Raw genomic sequence first — 12,544 nt, 5'->3', positions numbered from 1 at the left:
GGGCGATTAATCGACTAGCCAGTCAATTTAATCGAACCCAAAGGCGATGGAAATTCAGCGACCGAGCGCATTGATCCAATAGTGGATACCAATCTGCAATCCCGCCGCTGTAAGCCAACTATCTTCAATCACGCCTTTGTTCCAACGTACACCACAATCGGAACCGAATACACGATTTTGTTCTCGACCCGACGCACGTTAATTCCCAGATTATTCAACTCTACGTCTTCCGTAATCCTATTTCTGACGATCTCTTCGTCTCCCGGATTGGGAAAAGATGCATTCATGATTGCGTCTAAGCTAATATCGACCGGATAGCTAGTGCATGCGCAGTTGCGCAAGCCGGATTGCCTGATGAGTTGGTCGAATTCGGTTTCAGTCAATGCGTGCACGTGGGATGGATCGCGTAGCGTTTCGAGCTCATCGAAGTAAGCTGACTTTTGATCTGCTATCGCAATATCAGCCACCAACACGACCCCATGGGGCTTACATACTCTCATCATTTCACCCAACGCAGCGGCAGGATTGAGCAGATGATGAAAGCTATACCGGGTGACTACAACGTCAAACGATTCATCGTCAAATGGCAGTTGATTAGCATCCCCAAGGTGCCACTCTAAATTGCTAAGATGTTGTTCAACTTGCCGTTGCTGGGCAACCTCAAGCATAGCAGGCGTGACGTCTATCCCGACCGCCCTAGAGGCTTGCTGGGCAAAGGCGCACGTTACTATTCCAGGTCCGCACGCAACATCGAGTACCACATCAGTTTTCTTCACCTTACTCAACGCTACCAAGGTCTCGACCGCATCAAAATGGCCACCCACTTTGGTAAACGGAATCGATTGCTTGGTAAATTGATCGACAATGCGTTCGTTATGGCTATCACTGTTACTGCTCATCTCATTCTCCGTGTTAATTCCCCATGCGCGACATGGGCCAATAATACTCGGATAAAATGTGGCAAAATATCTGCATTACGCCAATTTATAACGAAAAAACGACAATCTTAAAGCCGGTTACCGTCGGTTTCCGTAATGAACCCGACTTGCCGGTCATCCCCCTAAAAATGCAGGTCGAGCGTGCAGCTTCGCCGGCAGCGCACGCGCATCCGCGAGGTCAACTTGTTTATGCCAGCGTGGGAATAGTTAGAGTCGTCACCTCAGAAGGTACGTGGTTATCGCCTTCGACACAGGCGGTGTGGATTCCACCGGATGTGCAGCATGAAACCTATTTTCAATCCAAAGTTACTTTGTACAGCTTGTTTGTCTCTGCGGCTGAAAGTGCGCGCTTCCCGCAAAAATGTCGGGTGTTGCAAGTGTCAAATCTTTTGCGCGAAATGATTTTCCGTTCGCTGGCATGGGGCGATCAATATCAACCCGGTGATGATGGATTTCGGTTTATGCAGGTATTGCTGGACGAAATTTTGCGCGCTGAACCGACGGACATTCACTTACCATCGGCCAAGGATCCACGGCTCATTAAGGTAACCAACCGGTTAATTGAACAAATCAATCCGATGCCCAACACCGCCGACTTAGCCGCGCTAGCCTGTGTCAGCGCAAGAACTTTGGCTCGACTGTTTGCCAAGGAAACCGGATTGACCCTAGGCGATTGGAATCGACGCCTACTCGTTCAAATTGCATTGGATGAGCTCAACAAAGGCGCATCGGTGCAAATGGTTACTGCCAACTTAGGCTACAAAAACCCGAGCGCATTTATCGACATGTTTAAATCTGTCGTCGGCGCATCACCAATGAAATACATTAGAGGCGAAACCAACTAGCAGCTTCAAACAAACAGGGGCCTGCTTGGGAACCGCAGCGTTTGAAAGCGAGTTGAGATCCTCAGTTACTGCAAGTTGGGTTAAGTCGGCTAGCAACACCCGCCTCTGCCACCTCTATACCCGACGCCACAACCGAGAACTTAGTCGAAAAAAAGCCCGCACAAGGCGGGCTCGGATAACGATAGAGGAGACCTACGCGTTATTTACTTGCTTTACGGCGGATTGCTGTCAAACCTAACAAACCGAGTGCTAACAATGCGATCGATGTTGGCTCTGGAACTACGGTACCTTCAAAGTTTGCGGCTTCGAACGATGGTGAAGAAGACTGAAATGCCAGCTTAACGATTGGTGAGCCGGTTTCAGAAAGATTGACGTAGCCTTGACCATTCAACGAAAACATTGATGAGAACAAATTGGTGATAGCGCCGTTTGCTTGAGTAACGATCAATGTGTTGTAGCCGTCAGGAGTACCCCACAAGAAACTGACGTCCGAATAGCCGTAAATTCCCTTGTCCAAATTTACCAGATCCAAAACGGCTGTACCGCCGATATTGTTTGGTTGACCTGCTAACCAATTACCAACGACACCATTTGGTCGAGTTGCACCGTTGAACTTAGCAACATTACTTGCCACCAAGTTGCCACCGGTGACGTCTTGATTAGTGAGATTAATCACAACACCGTCAGTATTTTTGCCGTTATCGCTTGAGAGCGAAGACGCATTAGCTGAAACACACGACATTGCCACTACGGTAGCAGCAACGAGAGACAAAGATTTAAGAGTGTTCATTTTTTCCATCCCGAGAATTAAGTTAATCTGTCCAATAAAAATTTCACTTCGCATCAATATAAGCAAATGCTGTGCCAGAAATTAAATACATATTAAATCAATGACTTACACTTATTTAATTAACGCCCAACAATAATGTGTAAAAAAAACTGACAGGAAAATTTCTTTTTTTATAAGGATTAACTAGCTTTTTGATATGGCGTTAGCTGCGTCAGCGGCTGAGAATGATCGGCCAAGCCCCGAGCGCGCTGATGTGCCAGTTCACCTAAATCCCGCAAAATAGCTTGCATCGCTAAGTCAAGTTCCGCCTTGCGCGCCGCTAATTGCGCCTTGAGCGCGACGCGCTGTTGAATGAGCTTGGTCATCTTTTCGATTAGATTTTCTTGCGTCACAGCGTAAGCGCTAATGCAAAATTCCTGCATACCGATCAAATCATTAAAACCAATATTCTTTGAATCATAGGCAATGTTGAGAGCGGGTACGCCCGCGCAAAAACTGAGAATATTGGAATGCATCATTTGGCACAGCAGTACATCCACTTGGCAATAAGCACCGGCCAAATCATTGGCAGGCACATCGACAACCGTAAGTTTTATTCCAGCCGCCTTCAGTATTTGTGCCACCAAAAATTCTTCGTCAGAATGAATGAAATAATAAAATTCCGATTTAAATTGCTGCGCTATCGTTTTTAGAAAAGCGATATACAGCGCAATATTTTGCTCAAACAAGCGCTCCACAAATTTGCCATGAAAGGCCAGATTAATGCCGATGGCCAGCACATCGTGTTGGGTTGGCACTAGGTCGGGAGTGATCGCTTTGAACACCGCAGGATCGCAAACCAAACGCGCTTTTTGCATGCCAATCGCGTTAAAAAATTCAAACGTTGAGCGACAGCGCACCGCCAATAAATCTACGCGCCGATCAAACCGCAACAGTGCCGAACGTAATTCCGGTTCAATATCCACATCGATCACCGAGTCGGATTTAGGCATATTGAAATTCACACCAGAACCCAGCACCGTCACAGGACAAGTTATTTGCTCAAAATAAGGCAGGTCAGCTAAGAAAGACGGACTCATGCGCTTGGCGCGGTCAAACACCCAATAACCGCCGCCAGCGACCACAAACAACGCGGCCTGCGCGTTAATCTCACGCACTGTAAGGTCGCTTAAGTTGCCCCACTCGCTTTCGGTAAACGTCACATCAGCTTCAGCGAACTGGGCGCGCAACAATTCTTTAATCGCTAATTTAATCGCGATATCGCCGCGGTTACTGTATTCACGACGCGCGTAGTTGTAGCCTTTAAATTGAAACTTCCCAAGCACTAACCACGCCGACCAATCTAGCAGTCGGTGCAGCGCGATTTTTGCTCTTGCCAACGCCGATATTGCGACTAGGCGATTTTCCTTAATGCTTGGAATGGCCACGTGCAGGTGGATAAGCAAACTTGGCTTACCTACCTTGTTAGCGTGTTCGGGATGCTTCATTAATGAGGCTAACTCCATATCAATTTCTAGGAATAATGGCAAACTGCGGCGCAACCGAGTAATCCGGCTTCACCGAGCGCGAATCAAAACGCTGCCACGCCTGCTGCGCGCCCGGAACGCCAGAATGTACGCTCAAGGCCAGCGCTGGTTGCATGTTGGACGGAAAACCTTCTGGCTCATCCGAATGACCAATCATTTCGTTGGTTTTTAATTTAAGTGCAGACGCCATCGCTGAACTGGCACAAGGGAGCGCGGTGATGTCGCTTGGATTGCTGGCCAGGTACGCGCTCGACATATCGGTGTAAAACGGAGCGCCGTTGTGGTCAGTTACTTTAAAGGTGTATACCGCTGCTGCAATCCAGCAATAGCCCGGATCGGTCATGCGCTTGATCGGGAATTGCGCCTTCCATGCCAGCAATGGTTTAGCCTTATCAAATCCAAGTTCCATAGCACGTCCAACAGCCGAGGTAAAAAAGTCGTCTTGCCACGGTGAGATCGCGGTTTGATCGAGGTATTCGCGCGCATTCGCATCGATCAACGCACCGAACACATTGGCCTGACTTCCTTTAGGTTGATAAGTCGCGTTATACCAATCTAGGTTGTCCGATAAAAATTGCTCGAATTGTTTTTTAAATGGGTCGGCATCCGGCGTGATGTAAGCGGCATAAGTCAAATCACGCAAACTCCACGCTTGCGCCCGCACTTGGGTTTGATGGAACAAGCCCTTTATATTGGCGCGATAACCGGGGTTGCTCTGGAACAGATCGTACATCGTCCAAAACTGCAGCTCTTCCAAATAATAGTAGTCGCCCGTGACTAGATAAGGCAGATAAGTCAGCGCCGGTTCATGCGCAGTGTCAGCGCTATAAGGCGTAGCGCAATCGCCGCCGCAGGGCGGGAAAGCCTCACTTTTCTTGGTCTTAGGATTGTAAGTATCCGAAGCACTTCCGACCAAAGTCATATAGGGGAAATCTATCAAGCTCACTGGCCGATCAGTGATTTGATTCCGGTAATGCATTGACCACGTGCCCGACATATCCGCTGTGCCCAAGGTCACTTTGCGGGTAATTTCATTCATGCTCAGCAAGTAACTCACCGCCCATCCCGGCAGCAAACCGATATCGCTGCGCCCGCCGGTCGTCGGCATGTACGGAACAGCTAAGCCGTTGCCCATCGGCTCGGTCGCTGCACCAACAAAACGCGCATCCATTTTTTGAATGGCAAGCGGCGCAATCCGAATCGATTGATCGTAGTTCGGCACCGCCTTTGTCGCGATCAAATAAGCGGTGTCGTGTTGAATCGCAACGGTATTATCACTACCCCACCAGAACACTTTACGCCAGCGTGCATGGTGAAAATGGGTTAAGGCTGATTTCGAATACACCGCTTTGCCCGCCACCGAGACGACCACGTCATAGATCAAGTTTTGCGGCGCTGGGGCATAGGCCCAATTGTTTTCAATCACCACATCCACCGTCGCGCTGTGCATGCCGGTGTAGGAGCGAATCGCGAAACGCGCAGTCAAGTGCGGATGTGCTTGGCCTTTGTCGCTTTTTAGCGGCGCCGAAACGTGCCATTCGTTGACCAACGGACCGGATAACCAAACGCTTGGTTTGCTCGTACTGCGCAACAATTCATCGGCGGACGCCGTGTAGGTTTCGCCGTTCAGCTTAATTTGCACATCGGCTTTGAAACCATTCGACAGCAACTCAGCGGGGCCAGCTCCTTGGGAGATGGCTGGTGCGCTTGCATTACGGTTTAATAACAGCGTCGTTTTGCCGTAACGATCAAACGGAACTAGCGCGGTGATGACCGCGTGGCGGATAGAACCATCCGGATTGCTCGCTTTAGGATCGACCTGTAAGCGGACTGCGGTGCCATCGTCCAAACTGGCACTCAGCGAGCCAGATTTAGGTAAATCGCCTTGGGCAAAAACCTGTCCAAAGGTTACCGGGGCAGTCGCTGAAGTAGGTGAACTGCCGCTCGGCCCACTGGCGCGTTGGATTTTAACCCGCGTAATCGTGGCCGATTGACTAGGGGAAGTTCCGGAACTGGTCTGCGCTTGCGCTACATTACCTAGGCCGACATCAAGCAACAACAGCGTTAAAACGACAATACGTTTGGCTAGCATGTGACACCCCTGATTGAAGAAACATTGCAACAAAAGACCAGTACGACTCTGCCTACACCAACACTTCAACTGCCGCGGGACGCGATAAAAAATTGGCCGGGCTCGCACTCGCTCCGTACGCCCCGGATTGAAACACAACAATGAAATCCCCTACTTCGGCATGCGACAACGGCATTTGATCGGCCAGCAAATCTAATGGCGTGCACAACGGGCCGACCACTGAGGCTGGCTGTTCGGACTCTACCTTAACTTTATTACCAACGATTACCGGATAGTTTTTACGAATGACTTGCCCCAGATTTCCCGATGCCGCCAAATGATGATTCATGCCGCCATCGGTGACCAAGAAACATTGTCCACGCGAGAATTTTTTATCTATTACACGCGTGACGTAAATCCCCGCTTCGCCGACTAAATAGCGCCCTAATTCGATTTCAGTCTCAACATGGGGAATAGTCTTCTGTAACTTCGCCACGCAATCCTGTAAATGCTGTCCAATCGCAGCGATGTCGAGCGGCGTATCGCCGGGAAAATACGGAATCCCAAAGCCGCCACCAAGATTGATACGCCGCACCCAGTGGCGCTGTGCGCCAATGGCGATTTGGGCTAACGAGATCGCCAGCTCGCAGCTTTTGGTCAAGGTCTCGTTGATCGCAGCAGCGTTTAAATTTTGCGAACCTGCATAGATATGAAACCCAACGCATTGGATAGTCATGTCTGCCAGCGCTTTTAACACAGCGGGAATTTGCTCCACGTCGATACCGAATTGCTTAGCCCCACCTGCCATTTTGAGCCCCGACGATTTCAATTCAAAGTCGGGATTGATGCGCAGCATGACTTGTGCAAGGTAGCCTAGCTCGCGCGAAAGTTGATCGATTCGGCGCAATTCATTGGTCGATTCCACATGAATCATCACGCCTGCGGCGATGGCTTGGCGCAGCTCAGCATCGGTTTTGCCCGGACCGGTGAAACTGATGTGACCAGCATCGATTCCAGTGGAAAGTGCGGTTTGCATTTCAGCGGATGAGGCCACATCAAAGCCATCTACCAAGCTCGCCATGTGCTGAACTAGCGCTGGATACGGATTGGCCTTGAGCGAATAATTAATGCGTAACTCAGTCGGACAGACTTGTTTCAAGACCTGTACTCGGGCACTGAGTAAAGCGCGGTCATAGGCATATAACGGCGTTGCGCCAGCGCGATGCACCACCCTTGGCAAAGGTATGCCGCCGACTAACAAACAATTATCGGCCACAGCAAACTGAGTTTGCGGCGCGTGTTCAGGTTTCTTGGTTTGCATTAATGGGCTGCTGGAAAAAAGTGGCGAACTGTTGTCCGATGGCTAGGCGGTTAATCTTACCGTTAGCGTTGCGTGGCAAAGCGGAATGTTCTAATACGAAATGCTTGGGCTGCATGTAGGCGGGCAAATGCCGTTGACAATGCTTTCGCAGTACATCCACGGTCAATGTCTGTTGCGGGTTTTGTAACACAACGGCGATCAAGGCTTGCTCGAATTCTGGATGCGGCACGCCGACCACGGCCAGCTCGGTCACACCCGGCACGTTGAACAAAACTTCTTCGATCTCAACAGTACTGATGCGGTAGCCCGAAATTTTGATCAGGTCGTTATTGCGCCCCACGTAATACAAATAACCTTCGCTATCTTTACGCACCAAATCGCCCGACCACACCGCCATTTCAGGCAAACGCCATGCGCCTACTGGTGGAGTCAGTGGTTTGAATCGTTGCGCCGTAGCCGCAACATCGTTCCAATAACCGAGCGAAACCACCGCGCCGCGATGTACTAGTTCACCGACTTCATCCACATCGCATTCGGTGCCATCGGCGCGCAATACCAACACTTCGTTGTTTGGAATTGCTTTACCAATCGAATCGGGGCGCACATCCACTTGTGCAGGGTCCAAATAGGTAGAGCGGAATGCTTCGGTTAATCCATACATGAGATAAATCGACGTGCTGGGCAAATTACGCCGCAAGGCGCTTAATACCGGACGCGGCATCACGCCACCCGAATTGGTGATGTAGCGCATACTGCCAATGCCCGACCAATCCAGTTGCGCCAATTGCCCCCATAACGGCGGGATAGCCGCCAAGCCAGTAATTTTCTCAGCGCGCACGGTTTGCAGCACATCATTGGGCAGCAAATAATTGAGCAATACCGCCGTGCCGCCGGTTAAAAATACTGTTGTTAGCTGACTCAAACCATAATCAAAGCTAAACGGTAAAACGCATAGCACACGGTCCTCAGCGCTGTTGCCAAGGTAGGTCGCCACGCTGCGCGCCCCCGCAACTAAATTGCGATGCGAACACACCACGCCTTTGGGTTTGCCTGTGCTGCCAGACGTGTACAAAATCGCCGCCATATCCATATCAATGGCGCGAGGCGTGGCTAATACTGGCCGCGCACTGAGCGCCTCATCCCAACGAATTACGGTGAAAGGAAACTCCACCTCATGTTCAACCGAACTTCCTAGCACAAGCACATACCGCAACGATGCACAGTGACGCAACGCCGCAGCATTCGCCGCAAAACGCTCGGAAGAAGTAATCAGCAGCGCAGCCTGACTATCGTTGAGTTGGTAGCTCAGTTGCTCTTGCTTTAGCAGCGGATTAATCGGAACCATCACCGCGCCCGCTTGCCAAGTGCCGAACATGGCCACCACGTTTTCAAAACGCTTTTCCAAATAAACGGCCACACGCTCAGCGCGTTGCACACCACATGCCAATAATGACTGGGCCAACAAATTAACTTGTGCATCCAACGCTGCATAGCTCAGCGATTGCTCTTGAAAGCGCAACGCCACCGCATCGGGCTGTCGTTTTGCCGTCTCTGAAAGTAGCTGATGAACAAGTTCAGTCATTGTGTTTTAAGTAGAAATTCACGCCAAAACTATTTAATCGAATGACGATTCATCACGTCGTACATGGTCGGGCGGCTGATACCTAATAACTCCGCCGCTTTGGCGATATTTCCATCGACATAGGACAACGCTTTCAAGACCGCTTTGTATTCAGCTTCTTCGCGTACTTGACGTAAATTGATGCGCTCGACCACACCATCGCCCTGTATTAAACCCAAATCTTCCGGCAAAATTTGCGGGCCTTCGGCCATGATGACGGCGCGTTTAATGCAGTTTTCCATCTCGCGCACATTGCCTAGCCACGGGTGATTTTCAATTAAGGTTAAGGCTTCGGGACTAAATTTCAGTCCTGGGCGGCCTTCTTGCGAATTGAATTTATTTTTGAAATGGTGCGCTAACAAAGCAGGATCGCCTACCCGCTCCGCTAACGGCGGAATGGTGATAACGATTTCGCTCAAACGGTAATACAAATCTTCACGGAAACGCCCCGATTCAGCCAGCGCTTTTAAGTTTTGATGGGTCGCGCAAATGATGCGCACATCCACGGGAATTTCTTTATGACCGCCAATCCGCTCAATCACGCGTTCCTGCAAAAAGCGTAATAACTTGGCTTGCAAAGCCATCGGCAAATCACCGATTTCATCGAGGAAAAAACTACCTTCGTGCGATAACTCGATCTTGCCAATATTCTGTTTTACCGCACCGGTGAACGCACCTTTTTCGTAGCCGAACAATTCGCTCTCTAGCAAATTCTCGGGAATCGCCGCGCAATTAATCGCGGTGAAGCGTTTATCTTTACGCGGACTGAGTTGGTGCAACGCTTTGGCTAACACTTCTTTACCGGTTCCACTACCGCCCAATAACATCACTGACGCAGACGATGGGCCAACTTTTTCTATACTGCGGCACACCTTTAACATGGCCGGATCGCGCGTGATGACACCCGCTAGTGGCGTGGCATTGCGTTCTTGCACCATGCGCCGATTTTCAGTTTGCAGCTCGTGCAGATAAAAAGCCCGTTGAATCACCAAGCCCAATACTTCTGGATCGCACGGTTTTTGATGAAAATCGTAAGCGCCCATGGCAATTGCTTGGACGGCGTTTTTGCGGTCTTGATTACCAGAGATGACGATGACTTTGGTGTCCGGTAATAAAGTCAAAATTTGTTTCAGCAGCGACAATCCTTCGGACGCGCCATCGGGGTCCGGCGGCAAGCCCAAATCCATTGTGACCACGGCGGGTTCATGTCGGCGCAATAGCGCAATCGCGCTTTGGGCATCGGCGGCCAACAGCACTTCGTAGGCGTCTAAACTCCATTTGAGCTGCTTTTGCAGGCCAATGTCGTCTTCCACCACCAATAGCTTTTTCTTATCCTGATCCAACTTAGCTCCCCTTCTATTACGCAAGCTTGGCGATTGCGAAGTCCTGATTATTGTTATCTGGCAAGATGATTGTAAAGCAGGTTCCGACCTGTGGTTCACTAGTTACTTCAAGTCGGCCACCTAATTGTTGTATATATTCCCGAGTCTCAAACACACCAATCCCCATGCCAGCGACCTTGGTCGAGACAAAGGGCGAGAATAATTTTTCTTTAATGAAGTCTTCGCTCATGCCAGCGCCGTTATCTTTAATTTGAATCACCACAGTCTGGTTGCTGTGGGTCAGTTTGACGTTGACCGAACCTTCGCGCGGCGTAGCGTCGATCGCGTTCTGTATTAAATGCCCAATCACGCGCTCTAGTCGATCGCGATTGGCGTACACCACGATGCCCGACTGAGCAACTTCCAACACTGGCTTAGGCTCATAAGGCGATTTGGTTTCCAGCACACGGCGCAGTAATTCATCCAACTCTAACGGTGTGACGTAATCCGCTTCCACACCGCGCGCGAGCTTTTGCAACAAGGTTTTCATTTTTTGGATGGAATGATCGATGGTTTGCAGCATGTCTTCTTGGAACTCTGGATTGTGTTTATGCTTTTCGGCATTCACCATCATCAAGGACAACTGCGCCACCATGTTCTTTAAATCGTGCACGATAAAAGTGGACATGCGATTGAACGATTCAAACTGGCGCGCGATCATCAACGCATCCGCAGATTCTTGCTGAGCTAAATAACTCGCGGCTTGGCTGGCGGCGATTTTAAGCACGTCGAGAATTTCCCAATTCAATTCGATTTTGCTACGCGCTTGTTCGAGCAAAATAAAACCGAGCAAGCGTCCCTGAAAAAATAAAGGAATCAGTAACCAAGCACCAGGCAAATTCACCAGCCACGATTCGATTTCAACATCGTCGTACTTGGCTGGGTCGCTGCGGTAATCGTGCAAGTCGATAATCCACTGTTTTTCTTGCATGAACTGGCTTAAGTCGCTATCGACGGCGACGGCTTGGCACACGATATTAGTATTCCATTGCGCGGTCACTTGGAACTCGTTGTTTTGCCGATTCAGAAATAAAGTACCCGCGCCGCTTTCCACCAACTGGGCCACGGCCGCAATGGCACGTTCCCCCAAACCGGGGCCTTCGGCGGATAAAACACGGGTAAAGCAAATCCACTCTTCGCGGTAATCGTAGCTATATTGGTAGAAGTGTTTGCTGATAAACACGCGCAATTTGGAGCGCATCGAACCGGAAAACAGCACCACAAACAGCAAAATAAACGCGCCGCACAGAAACGCCATTTGCAAAACGCCGCCCCACTGGCCGCCAAAAAAACGTAAATAGTAGCCAGCGGCAGCCATGATGAGCAGATACACCGCCGAGCCGATTAAGGTCGCGGATTGGAACAGAATACGCCGCGATACCGCGATGCCAGTCGTCCATTCCAAATTGCGATTAAGCGAAATAATAAATAGCGGAATCAATAGCGCATTCACAAATCCACGAGCCGCTAAGATTTCTCCGTTAAGCACATGGAATAACATCGCGTCGGAATACAAATAAAAGTCGAACACGAATAAGCCAGCCAAGGCCAAGCAGGCAAACTTCATGCTCCAGCGATCATGTTCCGTAGAACTGCGGAATAACTGCTCCACCAGCAGCATGCCGATCACCGCCATGATTGCCCGACCCGAGATGGCGACTAAGCCAACCAAGCTCGGTATCAATTTGAGGTTGACTAGAATGGTGCCGACAAACAAGACCAATAAATAGGTCAAGATGGTAATAATAAAGGGGCGTGTATTGACCAGTTTTCTGCCAGCGTTAGTACTCGCTGGGCGCATTAGCATGAGGAGGAAAACAATCCACCCAACGCTGCGCAATACTTCCACTATTTGCGCCGCCGAACCGACATTAAGTCCGTAACCAAACAAGGCCACGAATAGCGCAGCCCAGATCGCCGAGACGACTGATGACGCAAAAAACATGCCCCACTGCCACTGCTTTTTCCACTTTAAGGCTAAGGTTCCCGCCAAAAGCACATAGCCTAGCGCGGCGCTGCCGTAGCTATAGATGGCAATGTTATTTGGCAT

9 protein-coding genes are annotated in these 12,544 nt (G+C 50.0%); 1 reads left to right on the top strand and 8 read right to left on the bottom strand.

Translation table 11 applies throughout. The features are described from left to right. Positions 1-128: 128 nt before the first annotated feature. Complete coding sequence (locus E2I14_RS12065; RefSeq protein ID WP_133328794.1) at positions 129-899, bottom strand: class I SAM-dependent methyltransferase; 771 nt, start codon at positions 897-899, stop codon at positions 129-131. 56 nt (positions 900-955) lie between these two features. Here E2I14_RS12065 and E2I14_RS12060 point away from each other — a divergent pair, with 56 nt between their 5' ends. Then, positions 956-1,783, top strand: a complete 828-nt coding sequence (locus E2I14_RS12060; RefSeq protein WP_133328792.1) for an AraC family transcriptional regulator — start codon at positions 956-958, stop codon at positions 1,781-1,783. 199 nt (positions 1,784-1,982) lie between these two features. Here E2I14_RS12060 and E2I14_RS12055 read toward each other — a convergent pair whose 3' ends face one another. The 7 genes from E2I14_RS12055 to prsK form a co-directional block, all read right to left on the bottom strand. Then, positions 1,983-2,573: a PEP-CTERM sorting domain-containing protein gene (locus E2I14_RS12055; protein ID WP_165967819.1), complete on the bottom strand. Its 591-nt coding sequence runs from the start codon at positions 2,571-2,573 to the stop codon at positions 1,983-1,985. A 179-nt stretch (positions 2,574-2,752) separates the two neighbouring features. Next, positions 2,753-4,078, bottom strand: a complete 1,326-nt coding sequence (locus E2I14_RS12050; protein ID WP_133328788.1) for a polysaccharide pyruvyl transferase family protein — start codon at positions 4,076-4,078, stop codon at positions 2,753-2,755. Position 4,079: 1 nt separating this feature from the next. Next, complete coding sequence (locus E2I14_RS12045) at positions 4,080-6,191, bottom strand: RIFT barrel domain-containing protein (protein WP_227544720.1); 2,112 nt, start codon at positions 6,189-6,191, stop codon at positions 4,080-4,082. Between the two features lie 52 nt (positions 6,192-6,243). Further along, positions 6,244-7,491, bottom strand: coding sequence for a pyridoxal-dependent decarboxylase, exosortase A system-associated (locus tag E2I14_RS12040; protein WP_133328786.1), 1,248 nt, complete (start codon positions 7,489-7,491; stop codon positions 6,244-6,246). Beyond that, positions 7,472-9,073, bottom strand: coding sequence for an acyl-CoA ligase (AMP-forming), exosortase A system-associated (locus E2I14_RS12035; RefSeq protein ID WP_133328784.1), 1,602 nt, complete (start codon positions 9,071-9,073; stop codon positions 7,472-7,474). The genes E2I14_RS12040 and E2I14_RS12035 overlap by 20 nt, the downstream gene beginning before the upstream one ends. 29 nt (positions 9,074-9,102) lie before the next feature. Continuing rightward, positions 9,103-10,455, bottom strand: coding sequence for a PEP-CTERM-box response regulator transcription factor (prsR, locus tag E2I14_RS12030; RefSeq protein WP_133328782.1), 1,353 nt, complete (start codon positions 10,453-10,455; stop codon positions 9,103-9,105). Between the two features lie 16 nt (positions 10,456-10,471). Beyond that, on the bottom strand, positions 10,472-12,544 hold the full coding sequence (gene prsK, locus E2I14_RS12025; protein ID WP_133328780.1) for an XrtA/PEP-CTERM system histidine kinase PrsK: 2,073 nt from the start codon (positions 12,542-12,544) through the stop codon (positions 10,472-10,474).

This window comes from Sapientia aquatica (assembly GCF_004358105.1).
Taxonomy (GTDB): domain Bacteria; phylum Pseudomonadota; class Gammaproteobacteria; order Burkholderiales; family Burkholderiaceae_D; genus Solimicrobium; species Solimicrobium aquaticum.
Note: the sequence above shows the minus strand (reverse complement) of the source record. Positions and strands in the feature narration are given on the sequence as shown.

Excerpts from the sequence above, each read along its gene's own strand:
- E2I14_RS12065 (WP_133328794.1), bottom strand. The coding sequence starts at position 899 with ATGAGCAGTAACAGTGATAGCCATAACGAACGCATTGTCGATCAATTT.
- E2I14_RS12060 (WP_133328792.1), top strand. The coding sequence starts at position 956 with ATGTGGCAAAATATCTGCATTACGCCAATTTATAACGAAAAAACGACA.
- E2I14_RS12055 (WP_165967819.1), bottom strand. The coding sequence starts at position 2,573 with ATGAACACTCTTAAATCTTTGTCTCTCGTTGCTGCTACCGTAGTGGCA.
- E2I14_RS12050 (WP_133328788.1), bottom strand. The coding sequence starts at position 4,078 with ATGGAGTTAGCCTCATTAATGAAGCATCCCGAACACGCTAACAAGGTA.
- E2I14_RS12045 (WP_227544720.1), bottom strand. The coding sequence starts at position 6,191 with ATGCTAGCCAAACGTATTGTCGTTTTAACGCTGTTGTTGCTTGATGTC.
- E2I14_RS12040 (WP_133328786.1), bottom strand. The coding sequence starts at position 7,491 with ATGCAAACCAAGAAACCTGAACACGCGCCGCAAACTCAGTTTGCTGTG.
- E2I14_RS12035 (WP_133328784.1), bottom strand. The coding sequence starts at position 9,073 with ATGACTGAACTTGTTCATCAGCTACTTTCAGAGACGGCAAAACGACAG.
- prsK (WP_133328780.1), bottom strand. The coding sequence starts at position 12,544 with ATGCCAAATAACATTGCCATCTATAGCTACGGCAGCGCCGCGCTAGGC.